General features: G+C 59.4%; 15 protein-coding genes. 13 read left to right on the top strand and 2 right to left on the bottom strand.

The window, feature by feature from the left end; translation table 11 throughout:
- Positions 1–13: 13 nt before the first annotated feature.
- Both HL657_RS10050 and HL657_RS10045 read right to left on the bottom strand, forming a co-directional pair.
- The gene (locus HL657_RS10050) at positions 14–163 is read right to left on the bottom strand and encodes a hypothetical protein (RefSeq protein WP_317296686.1); all 150 of its coding nucleotides are present in this window, start codon (positions 161–163) and stop codon (positions 14–16) included.
- A gap of 187 nt (positions 164–350) precedes the next feature.
- Positions 351–1,016 carry a hypothetical protein gene (locus HL657_RS10045; RefSeq protein ID WP_317296685.1) on the bottom strand — a complete coding sequence of 222 codons (666 nt, stop codon included), beginning with the start codon at positions 1,014–1,016 and terminating at the stop codon, positions 351–353.
- 349 nt (positions 1,017–1,365) lie between these two features.
- Between HL657_RS10045 and HL657_RS10040 the strand changes: the two genes are divergently transcribed.
- The 13 genes from HL657_RS10040 to HL657_RS09980 all read left to right on the top strand — a co-directional run bounded on the left by HL657_RS10040 (position 1,366) and on the right by HL657_RS09980 (position 18,138).
- A complete protein-coding gene (locus HL657_RS10040) occupies positions 1,366–1,941 on the top strand; it encodes an archaellin/type IV pilin N-terminal domain-containing protein (protein ID WP_317296684.1) in 576 nt (191 codons plus the stop codon).
- A gap of 11 nt (positions 1,942–1,952) precedes the next feature.
- A complete protein-coding gene (locus HL657_RS10035; RefSeq protein WP_317296683.1) occupies positions 1,953–2,534 on the top strand; it encodes a flagellin in 582 nt (193 codons plus the stop codon).
- Between the two features lie 1,090 nt (positions 2,535–3,624).
- Positions 3,625–3,750: a hypothetical protein gene (locus HL657_RS10030; protein ID WP_317296682.1), complete on the top strand. Its 126-nt coding sequence runs from the start codon at positions 3,625–3,627 to the stop codon at positions 3,748–3,750.
- Positions 3,747–4,019, top strand: coding sequence for a hypothetical protein (locus HL657_RS10025; RefSeq protein ID WP_317296681.1), 273 nt, complete (start codon positions 3,747–3,749; stop codon positions 4,017–4,019). Before HL657_RS10030 ends, HL657_RS10025 begins: the two co-directional genes overlap by 4 nt.
- On the top strand, positions 4,012–4,353 hold the full coding sequence (locus HL657_RS10020; protein ID WP_317296680.1) for a hypothetical protein: 342 nt from the start codon (positions 4,012–4,014) through the stop codon (positions 4,351–4,353). The genes HL657_RS10025 and HL657_RS10020 overlap by 8 nt, the downstream gene beginning before the upstream one ends.
- Positions 4,350–7,256 (top strand): hypothetical protein, encoded by a 2,907-nt coding sequence (locus HL657_RS10015; RefSeq protein WP_317296679.1) that lies wholly within the window; start codon positions 4,350–4,352, stop codon positions 7,254–7,256. Before HL657_RS10020 ends, HL657_RS10015 begins: the two co-directional genes overlap by 4 nt.
- 220 nt (positions 7,257–7,476) lie before the next feature.
- Complete coding sequence (locus HL657_RS10010; protein WP_317296678.1) at positions 7,477–10,026, top strand: type I restriction-modification system subunit M; 2,550 nt, start codon at positions 7,477–7,479, stop codon at positions 10,024–10,026.
- Positions 10,020–10,604, top strand: coding sequence for a DUF6932 family protein (locus tag HL657_RS10005; protein ID WP_317296677.1), 585 nt, complete (start codon positions 10,020–10,022; stop codon positions 10,602–10,604). Before HL657_RS10010 ends, HL657_RS10005 begins: the two co-directional genes overlap by 7 nt.
- Positions 10,601–11,527, top strand: coding sequence for a hypothetical protein (locus HL657_RS10000; RefSeq protein ID WP_317296676.1), 927 nt, complete (start codon positions 10,601–10,603; stop codon positions 11,525–11,527). The genes HL657_RS10005 and HL657_RS10000 overlap by 4 nt, the downstream gene beginning before the upstream one ends.
- A gap of 77 nt (positions 11,528–11,604) precedes the next feature.
- The gene (locus HL657_RS09995) at positions 11,605–12,867 is read left to right on the top strand and encodes a restriction endonuclease subunit S (RefSeq protein ID WP_317296675.1); all 1,263 of its coding nucleotides are present in this window, start codon (positions 11,605–11,607) and stop codon (positions 12,865–12,867) included.
- Positions 12,864–14,342 carry a DUF4062 domain-containing protein gene (locus tag HL657_RS09990; RefSeq protein ID WP_317296674.1) on the top strand — a complete coding sequence of 493 codons (1,479 nt, stop codon included), beginning with the start codon at positions 12,864–12,866 and terminating at the stop codon, positions 14,340–14,342. Before HL657_RS09995 ends, HL657_RS09990 begins: the two co-directional genes overlap by 4 nt.
- A complete protein-coding gene (locus HL657_RS09985) occupies positions 14,335–17,424 on the top strand; it encodes a type I restriction endonuclease subunit R (RefSeq protein WP_317296673.1) in 3,090 nt (1,029 codons plus the stop codon). Before HL657_RS09990 ends, HL657_RS09985 begins: the two co-directional genes overlap by 8 nt.
- Complete coding sequence (locus tag HL657_RS09980) at positions 17,425–18,138, top strand: M48 family metallopeptidase (RefSeq protein WP_317296672.1); 714 nt, start codon at positions 17,425–17,427, stop codon at positions 18,136–18,138.
- Positions 18,139–18,232 lie beyond the last annotated feature (94 nt).

The following is an 18,232-nucleotide window of genomic DNA, read 5'->3' as shown; positions in this document are numbered from 1 at the left end:
TCTCCCCCTCATCTCAAGCCACCGGGTCCTTCGCATCGATGCAGTCGGTGACGAGGGTGAACAATCCTGCGATCTCCGAGTAGATATGCGCAAGGCGGGTTACGAACGGCCGCTCCTGCTGATACCATCGAGTTCTCGAGCAGGGATTCGTCCCGGTCAGCATGGCCGCAACTGAAGGACGATAGATCTAGATCTTTCGAAAGAGGCGAAGCGTGCCGGAGACAGGAGGGCGAAAACGGCTGATGGCCCGGGAGATCCTTTTGCAGATTTCCAACCAGTGGTTGGAGAATTAACTTGCCCCGGGTACCGCCGGCCTGCCGCTCTGGCACCTGGGGGGCTGTTCATCGATCTTAATTGGCCAGGTACGTCTCCGGCACCTGGATCTTCAGGTGGTAGGAGTCGATGCACCGGGTGTTGATGATGAAGTAGTAGTCGTGGTTTCCCTCGTAGAAGGTGTGCATCCACTGTTGCTTTTTGAGGTCGGGCTTCTTCTTCGCCTCTACGAAGTCAGCGAAGTTGAGGGTGACGATCTTGACGAACCGGTTCGGGTCTTCGGCGTCCATGACCTGGCAGTTGAAGCGCGAGATCTCGTCGTTCGAGGTCGCGATATCCGAGTAGTCGAGCCGCCACATGGGGAACGGGATCCGGACGATCCCGGTGGTCCCCGACCACTGCCCGTCGATCGTCGCGTAGGTCACCCACCGGGTGGCAGCGGGTGCGGTCCCTGCCGGCGGGGTGGTTATGTTCAGGCGGGTCTCCCCGGCCGGGATCTGGTAGGCCGCGGGATCGACGAACCCGATCTTCTGCGGTTTCCCGTCCCAGGTGGGCACCGGCGTGGGCGTCGTGGTCAGGGGGGGCAATGTGGGCGTCCATATCGGGGTGACCGTCGGCTCCGGCTCACCTGGCCCCCACAACCCCGGCAGTTCTCCGGTCGCTCCCGGCTTGATGATCAGGACCAGCACCAGGACGACTATGATTGCCAGAATGACGTAGATGAAATCCTGCTTTTTTCCCATACCCCTGTGTCCTCGTCGGTTGAGAGCGTTCCGTGCGGCGCATCCGGCCCCTCACCCCCAACAGGGGCGAAGATTATTTCCATCCTGGAAACTTCATTTCCTGAACGGGGCGCTCTCCGTACATCATTTCCGCTACAGATATCGTTGATCTTCCGGATAAAAATACTTGCCTGAACGCAACTACTATCGATAAAGGGGGTTTCGCATGCACCCATTATTGAAAACGACGGTTTGTAAATCTCCTCACCTTCAAATAGTTTTTTATATAGGCTTGCGCATATACTCAAACGAACCGTATTGATTCGGATGATGTGCTCATTCGGACTCCGGTAACAGGAGGAAACGTTTCATGAGTAAATTCGTGAAAGACGAAAATGCATTTACCGGCCTCGAGGCGGCGATCGTGTTGATTGCGTTCGTCGTCGTCGCGGCAGTATTCTCTTATGTGATGCTCGGCGCCGGGTTCTTCACAACCGGCGAGGCGCAGAGGACCGTGCATACGGGTGTGGAGCAGGCAACCTCGAACCTCGAGGTGTCAGGACCGGTGATCGTGAAGGCTACAGATACGACCAATCTGGGCGAGATCGCCTTTTTCCTGCAGCTTGCTGCCGGGGGGGCATCGGTGGATATGAACAAGGTGACCTTCACTGTATCGACGGCTGAGACTCTGAAGACCTACGAGTTTGGTGGTGTAACCGACAAATGGTATGAAAATGGAGATGTGCAAGGTGTAGACGGGGCTGGTACCAACAAAATGCTCGATAAATTCGAGATGGTGAAGATCACGATTTCTACCGGATTGCCGAATATCGGCACGAACGACCGGTTCACCGTTGAGGTCAAGCCCGACATCGGTGCGGCGCTCCCGATCAACCGTATAGCACCGGCTGACTTCCAGGAAGGCAATTACTACGAGGTCTACTGAGGTGAATGAGAATGATGAAACTGTTTAAGAATGAAGATGCATTCACCGGGCTTGAGGCGGCAATCGTCCTGATCGCGTTCGTCGTCGTGGCCGCGGTCTTCTCGTACGTGATGCTCGGTGCCGGGTTCTTCGCAGCCGGCGAGGCGCAGCAGGTCGTCCACACAGGCTCGGAGCAGGCCAGCTCCAGCCTGGAGATCATCGGGAACGTCTACGGACATGCCTCTAGCACAACCAAACTTGACTCTATTGAGTTTACCGTCGGAAATACTGCGGGCGGCACGCCGATCGATATCAGCCAGATGCTGGTGACGTTCACCAGCGGAACGGTGTCAGAGGTCATAACGTTTGATACTAAAGAAAATCTCACCTCTGGCAAGTGGGCTGTCATTGACACCTACAATGACATCAACACCCCTCCAAACCGTCTCCTCGAACCGGGAGAGCAGTTTGTATTGCAGATCGTGTTCCCTGGAACTGCAGAGTTGACGCCCAACACTCCGTTCACCGTGAACCTTCAGCCGGCGGTCGGTGCAGTCTACCCGATCAAGAAGACCGTACCGGCATATCTCAACACAGTGAACACTCTCAACTAACCCTTTATCCTTTTTTCCGGTGCCGGATAGCTTCTGCCCGTAGTTCAGCCCTGGCTCAACGTGTAAACGGCGTACCACCAACAATTCTCCTAGATGCACAGGGGTTCTCCCGACACCCGGAACTGCATGGCCCGGGCCCGGCGAAGGGCAAACGGGCCGCGGGAGATGCGCATATACACGTGGTGCCCTGCCCGAACCCTGCTGCTATGATGTGTCATTCTGCGAACCGTTGCACACCCGGCACCGGGGCTCTATACCAGACTCGGTACTTCGCAAAACTTTTTGAGGATACTAGTGCACCGTGTCATCTTATTATAGACATTTCTGGCATGTACTGGGACGGAAACCATGGTCTCACGCGAAGAGCGCGAAGCCGCGAAGTGAAGTTGTCAGCAGGTATCGCTCAGTCTTCGCGTCCTTCACGGCTTCGCGTGAGGTTTTGGTATAGAGGCGGTACAGTCTCACGCGAAGCCGCGAAGGTGATGTCGGATTTTTAGGTTTCGATGACGAAGTCGTCCCAAAAGTACCACGTGGTTGAAGATTCACAGGGTTCTGAATGTAATTAAGAGCGCTCATAACAAATTGAACGATCTCCTGTATCAAATTGCTGAAACGGCTTCCCATTGACTATCGCCACGCGGGGGAGGGACCGGGAGGGGGACACCCCCTCCCGGCAGGGGCGTTTTGGGATGGCCTCGACAACAAGTACTAGCCGGAGGTCAACCCGCCAGATGTTCTCGAGTATCGGGACCACTCCCTCAAGGGAGCATTTCCTTACAAGCCCCGCATCTGCATCTGTTTCTGAAGATGCTTTCGGATCGGCAGGCTCAGGAACGAGATAACCAGGAAGCCGCACAGGGGTTCCCTCCATGTTATGCTATTTTCTACGATGAGACAGGCCCGGCCATGGTGATATGTCCCGGCTCATGGATGGGCTGCGCCGTAGTTGCCCACTTGCACCGAGCGCGGTTCCTCCTTATAACCCCTCTCACCCACCTCTTCTGTGTGCGGGAACCTGCCCGGGGCCGACCGGCCAGACCGCGCCCTCCCCGGCACCGATCACACCGATCCACCCGCACAGGAGCAGCCCATGAAAGAGATCACCCAGGAACTACCCGGCCACATCCCGGACCCGCGAGCAGAACCCGTCCGGGAGACGTGGAGCGCCGGCGGTAAAGCCAGATTGATAACGCTACAGAACGAGGAAACAGAATGAGAGACATAGACAGCAGCCCCCATGATGAAGCGTGCGCCAACATCGGTTCACACGGGACTGCCAACAACTCTTCTCCGTCAAGAGAGATAAGATCAGCTCCCGGGAAGCGAACAGCAGGCGTCGTGCCGCTCTTCCTGGTCAAGCAGGTCGTAGCCGCCGAGATCGGCCGGTTTGGCCGGGCGGTGCGGGAGATCCATATCGTCCGGACAGGCTGCCACTACTACGCAGTCACGACCGTAACCGGGCAGGAGGCGGTGGGCCATGACTGAGACAGGCACCCTCTCTTACGGCACCGGCGGAACCCTTCATATCTCCGTCGACGCTGAGAAATACCAGATCGAGGCAGGAGATCTCAGGAGCCTCCTCTTCTACAGCAGGGTGATCCCGATCTGCGGGAATCGCTCGCGGACGACCCCTAGCGGGATCCTGGTGAGCGATGTCGCCATCGAGGGGCACGCAGCGATGAACGCTTCCGGCAAGGCGGTGGTCCTCCACACCCGCGTCGGCTCCTACGTCATCCCGCTTATCAGTTTCCAGCGGGTCGCCCGCGGGGAGGCCATCTCCGCCCCCCTCTTTCCCCTCGTGCCGGGGGTGACGGGATGAGCGACGGGCCGCAGGGCCGGAGCTCGAGCACCAGAGGTGCGAGTAGCGACGAAGTCAGAAACCTGGTGAACATCCTCGCCCCGGGCGGCGGCGTGGTCGAGGTCCGGGCGCTCGCCGACGGCGTCACCCACTCCGGCTACTTCGACGACCACGAGGCCCTGGCCCGGGCCGTCGAGGCGCTCGACGCCGATCCGGCGGTTGCCGGGATTTACGTCACCTTAAACACCGTCAACCCTGCCCTCCTCGCCCGGCGGGCGAACCGGATCAAGATGCGGCTGTCCCGGAAGGATGCCACGACCGCTGACACCGACATCCTCCGCCGGCGCTGGTTCCCGGTCGACATCGACCCCGTCCGGCCGAGCGGGGTATCGTCGACGGATGAGGAGCACAATGCGGCGCTCGCCGCTGCGGAGCGGATCGCCGCGTACCTCAAAGAGCAAGGGTTCCCGGCGCCCATCCGGGCTGACTCCGGGAACGGCGCCCACCTCCTCTACCGGATCGACCTCCCGAACGATGGAGCGGCAACAGAGGTTGTCAGGGGTGCGCTTGCAACCCTCGATGCCCTCTTCTCGAACGAGACCATCACCGTCGACACCGCGAACCACAACGCCGCCCGGATCTGGAAACTCTACGGGACCCTGTCCCGGAAGGGCGACAACACCCCGGAGCGGCCGCACCGCCGGGCGAAGGTCCTCGCGGTTCCAGAGGATATCAGTGTGGCTCCCCTGGAACGGCTGCAACACCTCGCGGGGCTCCTCCCGCGGGAAGGGTCTCCGCAGCCGAAGAAGACAGATGGCAACAGCCCCGGCATCGACCTCGCCTCGTGGCTCCTCGACCACGGCATCGCAGTCAGGAGCACAAGACCCTACCAGGGCGGCACCCTCTACGTCCTCGACGAGTGCCCGTTCTCCTCGGCGCATAAGGACGGCGCGTTCGCGATCCAGTTCGCGAACGGCGCCATCTTCGCCGGCTGTCATCACCAGAGTTGTGGTGGGGGAGCGCAGCGCTGGCCGGAACTCAGGAAGAGGTATGAGCCTAAGCGGACCCGGATCCCGGAGGAGAAACCACTCCCCCCTCCTATCCTTTTCGAAGATGAGCACCAGGCGCGTGCCATCGAGATCCTCAAGAGCGGTGACCCGCTTACCTTCCTCCTCGATGCCTTCAATCGGGCGCATGTTGGCGACCGGACGGTCGCGGAGTGCCTGGTGATGTCCATCGCTTCGCAATCCGTGGAGAATACCAACGGCCTCCATGTCTCCATCTCCGGCAACTCTGGTAAGGGGAAGAGCCACGCCTGCACCACAATGCTCAACCTCGTCCCCGATGACTACAAACTCACCGGCACTGTGAGCAACAAGGCGCTCTACTACGCCGATGACCTCCGGCCGGGGACGGTGATCCTCTTTGACGACACGGCGCTCTCCGACGACCTGCAGGAGGTTCTGAAGTCGGCCACCTCATCCTTCCACGAACCGATCGAGCACCGGACCGTCACAATCGATCGGCAGCTCCGGGTCTGCTCGATACCCGAGCGGTGCGTCTGGTGGCTCGCGAAGGTCGAGAACCCCGGCGACGACCAGGTGATGAACCGGATGCTGACGGTCTGGATCGACGACTCGGCCGAGCAGGACAAACGGGTGCTCGAGCACCTCAAGGAGACGGAGGCGAGCGGGCCGAACCGGGGCGACGACCCGGACGTTCTCACCTGCCGGGCGCTCTGGTCGATCGTGAAACAGCACCGGATCTTTGTCCGGATCCCCTTCGCCCGGCGGATAGGGTTCTCGAACGTCGCGAACCGCCGGAACCCCGCGATGCTCTTTGACCTGATCAAGTGCCACGCGGCACTGCGGTTCCTGCAGCGGGAGCGGCGGGAGATAGATGAAAAAGTCCGGATCGAAGCGGCCCGGGAGGACTTCGATGCGGCTGCCCGGCTCTACGCCGCGATCAACCAGGACGGCGGCGGGCAGGAGTCGAAGATGACCCGGAACGAAGCGGCGGCGCTCGCCACCATCTCCCGGATGGGGTGGGAGACGTTCACGGTCCGGATGCTGCAGCAGGCGACCGGACTGTCGTATCACCAGGTCCGGCGGATCCTGCAGGGCTACACCGCGAGGGGCACGGTCTACTGCGGGCTCCTCGAAAAGTGTCCTGCCATCAGCATGGTGGACGCGACGATCATCGATGAATCCACCGGGACGACCGTCCGCCGGCACGAGTCCCACTTCCAGTTCGACGCCGAGCGCTACCGGGAGTGGGCGGCAGAACTCACGGTCTGGCTGGAGGATGAGGATGCAGGCGTGGGGGAGGGGGACTCCCCGCCGCCTTCGGATGATCGTTTGCACCATCTACAACCCGGTTGCAAAGGGGGGTGCAAACATAGGTGCAAAGAGATCGAGGAGGGCGAACGTGAGCAAAATGAGGAGGATTTCGCAAATGCGGAGATTCCAGCAGATATCGATCACGACAATCAGAAGTCGTTTGCAACAAATTCCAGATCACAGAGTCCACCCGATCCGGTTCCACAGGAAGAACGCCGGCATCGTGTGCAGGGACGGAAGGTGCCGTGTGTTTCCGGACTTGTTGCAAACGAAAAAATCGAAAATACTAATTTAACGATGAATCGTAAAAACCTCAACGTAGCGCGGAATTCGAGCGCGAAAAGTGTTTGCACTCCTATTTGCACACCCCTTTGCAACACGGTTGCAAACGTTGCAAACGGTGTCCGGCCGCTCGCCGGGGTGCTTGACTACCGGACATTTGAGCGGGTACGGGTCGAACTCGGCCGGTGTACGATCTGCGGTGCGAAGGCGGTTTACCACTCCGCGGAGGCACAGACACAGATCTGCGAGGGGTGCTATTCCCGGCTGGTCCGGGAAGGGAACGCGAGGGAGGGGGTGCGGTGATCCCCGTCGATCCCCTTCAGTTACGGCAGTTGTGTTCGTTGGTCCCCCGTACCTGAGCGGCCGACGCCACCCGGTGCAAAAACATTAACGTTCATGCAGTCCGAATTGAATCTAACCCTGGTTGCGGCAAATTCAAGAGATCCACATATCTGAAGTCAGATTATCCTAAATCTGCGAAAGAATGACCGGACAAAAACCGAATACATAAGGCAGGAGGAACATGGCAATAAAGAAATCCGAACTCTATAGCTCGCTCTGGAACAGCTGCGACGAGCTCCGCGGGGGCATGGATGCTTCGCAGTACAAGGACTACATCCTCACACTGCTCTTCGTGAAATACGTCTCTGATAAATATGCGGGGAAGGAGGACGCGATCATCGAGGTGCCCGAAGGAGGAAGTTTCGCCGATATGGTGAGGCTGAAGGGCGACAAGGAGATCGGGGATAAGATCAACAAGATCATCGGTAGGCTCGCAGAGGCGAACGGGCTCAAGGGGGTCATCGACCAGGCTGATTTCAACGATGAGGCAAAACTCGGGAGCGGGAAGGAGATGCAGGACCGCCTCTCCAAGCTGGTGGCGATCTTCGACGGCCTTGACCTCCGGGCAAACCGCGCCGAGGGCGACGACCTGCTCGGTGACGCCTATGAGTACCTGATGCGGCATTTCGCCACGGAGTCGGGCAAGAGCAAAGGGCAGTTCTACACCCCGGCCGAGGTCTCCCGAGTCATTGCGAAGGTGATCGGTATCGGCCCCGAGACGCGCCAGGATCAGACCATCTACGACCCTGCCTGCGGGTCGGGGTCCCTCCTCCTCAAGGCGAGCGACGAAGCCCCGCGGGGGATCTCGATCTACGGCCAGGAGATGGACAACGCCACCTGGGCGCTGTCGCGGATGAATATGATCCTCCACGGCCATCCAGGGGCGGAGATCTGGCGCGGCAACACTCTTGCCGATCCGCACTTCAAGAACCCCGACGGGAGCCTGAAGAAGTTCGACTTCGCGGTCGCGAATCCTCCCTTCTCCTCCAAAGCCTGGACGAACGGGCTCAACCCGGAGAACGACGAGTTCAAACGGTTTGAGTACGGTGTCCCGCCGGCGAAGAACGGCGACTATGCGTTCCTCCTCCACCTGATCACGTCGCTCAAGAGCACCGGGAAGGGCGCCATCATCCTCCCGCACGGGGTGCTCTTCCGCGGCAATAAAGAGGCTGATATCCGCCGGAACCTCGTCCGGCACGGGTTAATCAAGGGCATCATCGGCCTGCCCCCGAACCTCTTCTACGGGACGGGTATCCCGGCCTGTATCATCGTCGTCGACAAGGAGAACGCCTCCTCCCGGACGGGTATCTTCATGATCGACGCATCAAGAGGGTTCGAGAAGGACGGGAACAAGAACCGGCTCCGGTCGCAGGATATCAGGAAGATTGTGGACGTCTTCAACAACCGGATCGAGTTGCCCCGCTACTCCCGCATGGTTCCCATCGCGGAGATCGCGAGCAGTGCAAACGATTACAACCTGAACATTCCGCGCTACATCGATTCGAGCGAGCCCGAGGACCTCCACGACCTCGACGCCCACTTAAGCGGCGGCATCCCGGTCCGGGACATCGACGCCCTGGAGCGCTACTGGTCGGTCTTCCCGACGCTACGGGATGCGTTGTTCCGCTCGAACGGTCGCGCCGGCTACCTGGAGCCGAAGGTCGAGCCGGCGCAGGTGAAGGCGACCATCCTTGCCCACGCGGAGTTTGCGGCCTACGCGGCCCGGGTCGCCGCCGTCTTCGATGAGTGGCGGGCGGCGCACGAGCCGCGTCTTTGGGCTCTCGATGCCGGCGCAAAACCGCGGGAGGTCGTTCGTGCGCTCTCGGAGGATATGCTCGTGCGGTTCGCCGGCCTGCCGCTGCTGGATAAGTACGACGCCTACCAGTGCCTGATGGATTACTGGGCTGGGGGGATGCAGGACGACGTCGATCTCGTCGCCGCCGAGGGATGGGTCGCGGCGGCGAAGCCCCGCGGGATCATCGAGGATAAGGAGAAGAAGATCAAGGAGACGCCGGACCTGGTCATCAGTCGCCGGAAGTATAAGATGGACCTGATCCCGCCGGCCCTGATCGTCGGCCGCTACTTCGCCGCTGAGCAGGCGGAGATATGCTGTCTTGAGAGCGACGTTGCCAGGGCGACAGAACAGAAGGAAGAGTTTGAGGAAGAGCATGGGGGCGAAGAGGGCGCTCTCAACGGCCTTGAGGATGAGAAAGGGACCAAAATTGCTAAAGGCAATGTCCAGAAGCGCGCTATGGAGTTAAAGGATACGATCCTCAAGGCATATTCGGAAGGGACACTCGAGCACAAGCAGGCAAAGACGATTAAGAAGACCTCCTTTGGCTTGGGTTATTGGAACAAGGAGATCGCAGACGAAGAAGGTCTATTCGAGGAACTAAACGTCCTTTACGACTACCTTCAGATACTCAATGAAGAGTCTGCAAAAAAGAAGACCCTCAAGGAGGCAGTTGACAGATTCCAGAATAATATCCTTGTGAAATATTCAGAACTCACTAAGAATGAGATCAAGGCGCTGGTGGTCGAAGACAAATGGTTCTCGTCCCTACAAGCTGCCGTCGAGAGTGAGGTGCAGCGGCTGACGCAGCGGCTCGCCGGCCGGGTGAAGGAACTGGACGAGCGGTATGCCCGCCCTTTGCCAGAGCTGGAGCGTGAGGTGGAGGCGTTCAGTAAGAAGATCGAGGAGCACCTGAAGAGGATGGGGTTGAAATGGTAAACGAAGACGCTATACCTCGATGGAATGTTGATGGGGTTCTCCCGCCGTGCGATATGGATGATCCAATCTCAGATTATCGTTCGCCGTACTCCGTCTCTCTCACTGACTGTATCCTCCGCTTTGGGACCACGCAAGCTCGCCGGGCTATTCTGGATGGGTTCATGGAATTTCGCTCCGCCCTGCATTCTGTGAACCTTACTAAGGGATTCCAGTGGATCGACGGCAGTTTCCTGGAAAATGTTGAAGAGATCGAGAAGCGGGACCCCCATGATATCGATCTTGTCACTTTCTATTGTCTCCCTGACGGGATCACTGAGGCTGATCTTGTTGCTAAGGCGCCGCACCTCTTCGATCCCGAAAGGACGAAGGAGGATTTCCACGTCGATGCATACTTTGTGCGGCTAAATACCGAAGATCCGGAGTTACTGGTCGATCAGGTTGCTTACTGGTATAGCATCTGGTCTCACAGGCGTGGCGGGCTCTGGAAAGGTTTTTTGCAGATTGATCTATCAAGTAATGGTGATCAGATAGCTGCAACAAACCTGGAGGAAATGATACGCGAAGGAGGTTCGTTATGATGACGCAGGAGTACCGCCAGATACGGTCAGAGATCGCCGCCCTTGAGAAGATGCTCATGAAGCTGCCGAAATCGAGCGTCATCGATAGGATGAGCCTTGAGGCCAGGAAGAAATCTTTAGAGGAGGAACTCGCCTCGCAAGCGATGGATGTTCGCAGGCCGCTTCGGGTCAACCTTACATTCCGGGGGAAGCCTATTGTCGATAGCCGGGGTGTTTTTGCCGAGTTTGGAGGCGCCGCCGTCAGGGAATTTGCCGGCGCCGTTGCCGCTATCGGAGCAAGCCAGAGTGAGCCGCTGGGATCGCGTGGGGTCATTCCGAAGCGTGAAGAGTACCAGATGCTGATCACCGGAACGGCAACGGGGTCGTTCGGGTTCGTTCTGGAAGAAATGCCCCACCATTGCACCCCCGCCCTGGAGAGATCCCCTCTTGAATTAGCGGTAGATAAGACGATGACGATCCTCAAGGCATCGGTCGGGACCGACGATGAGTTGAGCGAGGCGGTATCTGAAGCCGATCCACGGGCGCTGAAAGCACTTCGTGATTTTCTCAACACCCTCTCAAACCAGGAAGCCGTGTGTGCTCTGGAGTCCAGGGGCGAGTCGTTCAGATTTTCCGATGTGGGCCAGGTCGCCCAGAGCGCAAGCCGCCTCAGCGAGGAGAACATTCGCGAGGAGGATAGGGAACTGAGAGGACAGTTCCTCGGGGTCCTCCCGAACCGGAGGACGTTTGAGTTCCTGGCCAGAGATTCGGATGAGATCATCACGGGTAAAGTTGGTGCTGCAATTGAGGATGCCGGCTCCATCAACGACCATATCAACCAACCCGTCACCATCAAGGTTCGTACGAAGAGAGTGGGCGTAAACAACCCTCCCACGTACGTTCTCTTCAGCTACGAGACCGAAGGCGGCCGAGAGGATGCCTGATATGGTCTCTGCTTTTCCTATGTTGAGGGTGGTTGAGCGAGAGCCGGCGACCGTGGGGTGCATCAGGGAGGGAGAGCGTGATTGATTCAGGGGTGACCCGGGAGGAGGTACCGCCGGGGTATAAGCGGACGGATGTGGGAGTTATTCCAGATGATTGGGGGGTGATGATGCTTCCCGAAGCATGTTGGTTCCAAGAAGGGCCAGGCTTGCGCCAGTGGCAGTTTAAAACGAGCGGCATGAAGGTCATCAACGTAACAAACCTTGAGAATAGTGTTCTGAATCTCGACCATACCGACCGCCACATTGCACTTTCCGAATTCAATCGACTGTATCAGCACTTTGCAATAGATACAGGTGACATGGTGATGGCAAGTTCAGGTAACAGTTACGGCAAAACTGCCATAGTTAGAGAGCAAGACCTCCCCCTGATGATGAACACGAGTGTCATCAGAGTGAAGCCAACCGGGGAGACTGTCTATGGATTTCTTTGGGCGTTCCTCAACTCATCACTTTTCAAAAATCAAATCGACCTAATGATAACTGGTGGAGCGCAACCGAATTTCGGACCTTATCACCTAAAAAGAGTCCTATTACCATTTCCATCCCTCCCCGAACAACGCGCCATCGCCACCGCCCTCTCCGATGTGGACAGGCTCATCGGGGCTCTGGATGCGCTGATCGAAAAGAAGCGGGCCATCAAGCAGGCTGCCATGCAGCAGCTGCTCACCGGGAAGACGAGGCTGCCGGGGTTTGAGGGCAAATGGTCTGAAAAGTCACTAGGTGAACTTGCCAGCATCACAATGGGGCAATCACCTCCTTCAAAATACTACAATTTGCATGGTGACGGTTTACCGTTAATTCAGGGAAACGCAGACCTCATAGAACGCCATACTATTGCTCGCGTATGGACGACGTGGGCAGCCAAACATTGTAATGCAGGCGATTTACTGCTCACCGTTCGAGCACCTGTTGGTTCTGTTGGCATAGCGACACAGGATTCTTGCCTAGGACGTGGAGTGTGTGGATTAAAACCCCTCGGTGACACTGCATTCCTATTTCAGGCTCTCATTAACTCAGAAGCACAGTGGAGGATTCTCGAACAGGGCAGCACATTTACATCAGCGAACTCCAAGCAAATTGAACAATTTCGTTTGATATGCCCTGAAGATGAGGGCGAACAACACGCCATCGCCGCCGTCCTCTCCGACATGGACGCCGAGATCGCTGCCCTCGAACGCCGCCGGGAGAAGGCCGAGCAGATCAAGCAGGGCATGATGCAGCAGCTCCTCACCGGGCGCATCCGCCTCGTCGAGCCGCCGGAGGCCGGGACCGTAGCATGACCCCCGTCCGGATCTTCGTCAGCAGCGTGCAGAATGAGTTCGCCGACGAGCGGGCGGCCCTCCGCGACTACCTGCGGGGCGACGCACTGATGCGGCGGTTCTTCGAGGTCTTCCTCTTCGAGGACGTCCCTGCCGCCGACCGCCGCACCGACGACCTGTACCTCGACGAGGTCCGGCGATGCGACATCTATGTCGGGCTCTTCGGGAACGACTACGGCTCCGAGAACGCCGGCGGAGTCTCGCCGACCGAACGGGAGTTCGACCTCGCCACCACTGAAGGGAAGTACCGGCTCATCTACGTCAGGGGCACGGACGACGCCGCCCGCCACCCGAAGATGCGTGCGCTCGTCGGCAGAGCGCAGGCGGGCCTGATCCGGAAGCGATTCAACACCCCCTCGGAACTGGTCGCCGGGCTGTATGCGGCGCTCGTCGAGTACCTGGAGGAGAGGCAGCTCATCCGCTCCGGGCCCTTCGACGCGGCCCCATGCATGAAGGCGACGCCTGAAGACCTGGATCCCGAACGGATGGCGTGGTTCATCCGCACGGCCAGAGCGACCCGCCGGTTCCCCCTCGCCCCCGATGCCTCTCCCGTTGACCTGCTGGAGCACCTGAACCTGCTCGACGATGGACACCTGACGAACGCCGCGGTCCTCCTGTTCGGGAAACAGCCGCAGCGGTTCCTGATCTCCTCCGAGATCAAGTGCGCCCACTTCCACGGCACCGAGGTCGCCAAACCGATCCCGTCCTACCAGGTCTACAAGGGCACGGTCTTCGACCTCGTGGACGCGGCGGTGGACTTCGTCCTCGGCAAGATCGCCCTCTCGGTCGGGACCCGCGAGGCCGGCCCGCAGGCGCCGGTGCGCTACGAGATCCCCAAGGAGGTGGTGGCGGAGGCGATCGTCAACGCGGTCGCCCACCGCGACTACACGAGCAACGGCAGCGTGCAGGTGATGCTCTTTGCCGACCGCCTGGAGGTCTGGAACCCGGGCACGCTCCCGCCGTCCCTGACGCTCGAAAAACTCCGGCAGGCCCACGGGTCGGTGCCGGCGAACCCGCTCCTCGCCGAGCCGATGTACCTCACCGGCTACATCGAGCGGATGGGCACGGGGACGCGGGACATGATCCGGCACTGCACCGAGGCCGGGCTGCCGGAGCCGGAGTTCGCCGTCAGCGACGGGTTCCAGACGATCATCCGCCGGGTTCAGGATAGAGGTGCCGGCAAAACTAGGGTAAAAACTAGGGAAGAAACTAGGGAAGAAACCAGGGAAGAAACCAGGGAAGAAACCAGGGAGAAGATCCTGGCCCTGATCGCGGCCGAGCCGACCATCAGTACACGTGAACTCGCAGAGCGGATTGGCATCACGCCGAAAGGGATTGAATGGCAGATCCGGCGATTGAGACAGGCGTGTCGGCTCAAACGGGTCGGCCCGAAGAAAGGCGGCCATTGGGAGATTATCGGAGGCGAAGATGAGTAATGTCGGCGAGCGTGAGCGTCTCACGCAGGAGCGGGTCGTCGCCTACTTCCGCGACGCCCTCAAGTACCGTTACCTCGGCAACTGGGAGCACCGCGAGGGGAACAGCAACGTCGAGGAGGAACTGCTCGCCGCATGGCTCACGCGCCGGGGCTACAGCGAGAAGATCGTCGGCAAAGTCCTCCACGAACTCGGCAAAACGAAGGCGGTCGGCGGGAACAAGACCCTCTACGACGCCAACCGCGAGGTCTACAGGCTGCTCCGCTACGGGGTGAAGGTCCGGCCCGACATCGGCGAGCAGCACATCACCGTCTGGCTCATCGACTGGGCCCGCCCGGAGAAGAACGACTTTGCCGTCGCCGAAGAGGTCACCATCGCCGGCGAGAACAGCAAGCGCCCCGACATCGTGCTCTACGTCAACGGCATCGCCCTCGGTGTCCTCGAACTCAAGCGCTCGATCGTCTCCGTATCCGAGGGTATCCGCCAGAACCTCGACAACCAGAAGAAGATCTTCATCCGCCCCTTCTTCTCCACCGTCCAGCTCCTGATGGCCGGCAACGAGACCGAAGGGCTCCGCTACGGCGTGATCGAGACGCCCGAGAAGTACTACCTGCGCTGGAAAGAGGCCGACGCCCCGGCCGCCGCCGGAAAAAACCCGCTCCTGCGCGAACTCTTCCAGCTCTGCCGCAAAGACCGCCTGCTTGAGATCGTCCACGATTTTATCGTCTTCGATGCCGGGACCAAGAAGACCTGCCGGCACAACCAGTACTTCGGGGTCAAAGCGGCACAGGAGCGCGTGAAGCGGCGCGAGGGCGGGATCATCTGGCATACCCAGGGCAGCGGCAAGAGCCTGATCATGGTCTGGCTCGCCAAATGGATCCGCGAACACGTGCCGGCCGCCCGCGTCCTGCTCGTCACCGACCGCACCGAACTCGACGACCAGATCGAGAAGGTCTTCCTCGGCGTCAGCGAGGGTATCTACCGCACCAAAAGCGGCACCGACCTCGTCCGCGTTCTCAACACCGACACCGAATGGCTGGTCTGTTCGCTGATCCACAAGTTCGGCCGTGGCGACGACCTCAGCGACGCCGATCTCCAGACCTATATCAAAGATATCAAAAGCCACCTGCCGAAAGGATTCTCACCCAAAGGCGAGTTCTTCGTCTTCGTCGACGAATGCCACCGCACCCAGTCCGGCAAACTGCACCGGGCGATGAAGACGCTCCTCCCCGGGGCGATGCTGATCGGGTTCACCGGCACTCCCCTGCTCAAACTGGACAAACAGAAGAGCATCGAAGTCTTCGGCCCCTACATCCACACCTACAAATACGACGAGGCCGTGCGTGACGGCGTCGTCCTGGACCTCCAGTACGAAGCCCGCGACATCGACCAGAACCTCACCTCGCAGGAGAAGATCGACCAGTGGTTCGAGATCAAGACCCGGGGCCTGACCGACGTCGCGAGAGCCCAGCTCAAGAAGCGCTGGGGAACCATGCAGAAAGTGCTCAGCGCACAGGACCGCCTGGAGAAGATCGTCGCCGACATCCTGCTCGACATGGAACTGCGCGACCGGCTCAGAAGCGGCCGCGGGAACGCGCTCCTCGTCACCAGCAGCATCTACTCGGCCTGCCGGTTCTTTGAGATGTTCAACAAGACCGACCTTGCGGGCAGATGTGCGATCATCACCTCCTACGCGCCGCAACCTTCGGACATCAAGGGCGAAGAGACCGGCGAAGGGCTGACCGAGAGGCTGCGGCAGTATGACATCTACCGCAAGATGCTCGCCGAACACTTCGAAGAACCGGAGGACGCGGCGATGCACAAAGTCGAGCAGTTCGAGAAGGAGGTGAAGAAGCGGTTCATCCACGAGCCCGGACAGATGAAACTCCTGATCGTCGTCGACAAACTCCTGACCGGCTTTGACGCCCCGCCCGCGACCTACCTCTACATCGACAAGCAGATGCGCGACCACGGCCTCTTCCAGGCGATCTGCCGCGTGAACCGCCTCGACGGCGAGGACAAGGAGTACGGCTACATCACCGACTACAAAGACCTCTTCCGGTCGCTGGAGAGGTCGATCAAGGACTACACCGGCGAAGCCTTCGGCGGCTTCGACAGAGAGGACGTATCGGGGCTGTTGAAAGACCGCCTGGAGCAAGGACGCGAGCGGCTCGGCGACGCCCTTGAGGCAATCAGGACGTTGTGCGAGCCGGTAGAGCCGCCCGGGGACACCCTTGCGTATCAGCATTTCTTCTGTGCGGCCGATACCACAGATCCTGAAGCGCTCAAGGAGAACGAGCGCAAACGGCTTGCCCTCTACAAGCTGACCGCCGCCCTCCTCCGGGCGTATGCCGGCCTGGCGAACGAGATGCACGATGCCGGATACACCGACGCCGAGGCCGCAGAGATCCGGGCCGAGGTCACTCATTATGACAACGTCCGTAAAGAGGTTATGCGGGCGAGCGGCGACTATATCGACCTGAAACTCTACGAGCCGGCCATGCGGCATCTCCTCGATACCTACATCCGGGCCGAAGAGAGCGTGAAGATATCGGCATTCGACGATATGCCTCTGGTCCAGCTCCTCCTTGAACGTGGTGCCGATGCCGTAGAGACGCTCCCGCCGGGCATACGGCGTGATCGCGAAGCGGTTGCGGAGACCATCGAGAACAACGTCCGCAAGCTGATCATCGACGAAACACCGATCAACCCGAAGTACTACGAGAAAATGTCCGAACTGCTGGACGCGCTGATCAGAGAACGCCGGGCACAGGCACTTGGATATCAGGAATACCTGAAAAAGATCGTCGCACTGACAAAGCAGATCAAGCGCCCCGGCGACGGCGCACGATACCCCGGGACCCTGGACAGCCCTGCAAAACAGGCACTCTACGATAACCTCGGCGAGGACGAAGCGATCGCGCTCGCGGTTCATGAAGCGGTAACCTCGACCAAACAGGACGACTGGACGCACAACCCCATTAAGATGAAGATGGTCCGTATCGCCATCAAGCAGGTCGTTCAGGATGACGAGAAACTCGACAAGATCCTTGATCTGATCAAAAACCAGCAGGAGTATGCCTGAATGCACCGGATCGCCGTGAATGGCATGCAGGTCGACGTGGTCCGTAAGGACATCAAGAACCTGCATCTCGGAGTATACCCTCCTGAAGGCCGGGTTCGGGTAGCGGCGCCGTTACGCGTGGACGACGAGGCGGTGCGGCTGGCGGTGATCACGAAACTGCCGTGGATCAAACGGCAGCAGACCCGATTCAGGAGCCAGGAGCGCCAGAGCCCACGGGAGTACACCTACCGCGAAACGCATTACTTCCTCGGTAAACGCTACCTGTTAAACGTTATCGAGCATCCGGGTCCGTCGCGGGTTGAGGTTAACAAGGCAAAGATCGACCTGTACGTTCCCGCGGGAAGCGACGCCGGGAGACGAGAACAGGTCATGCTCAAGTGGTACCGAAAAGAACTCAAGGCCTTGATCCCGCCGCTGATCGCGAAGTGGCAGGATACGCTCGGGGTAACGGTCGACGACTGGGGGGTTAAAAAGATGAAGACAAAGTGGGGCAGTTGCAACATCGAAGCCCGGCGGATCTGGCTGAACCTGGAGCTCGCAAAGAAACCGGCTCAGTGCCTCGAATACGTTGTTGTGCACGAGATGGTACACCTGCTCGAGCGAAACCACACCGACCGGTTCAGGGAGCTGATGGATCAGTTCATGCCACAGTGGCGGTACTATCGGGATGTGCTGAATCAGTCCCCGCTGGGCCACGAGGCCTGGAGTTACTGAAAACAACAGTTGATAACCCGGGTGGGTTTGGTATCAAGAAGAAGCCGGGGATGGATTTTCTCCACCGGTAGATCTGCCGGCCGACCCTCCACCA

The organism is Methanoculleus nereidis (assembly GCF_032944295.1).
Classification (GTDB): Archaea; Halobacteriota; Methanomicrobia; order Methanomicrobiales; family Methanoculleaceae; genus Methanoculleus; species Methanoculleus nereidis.
Note: the sequence above shows the minus strand (reverse complement) of the source record. Positions and strands in the feature narration are given on the sequence as shown.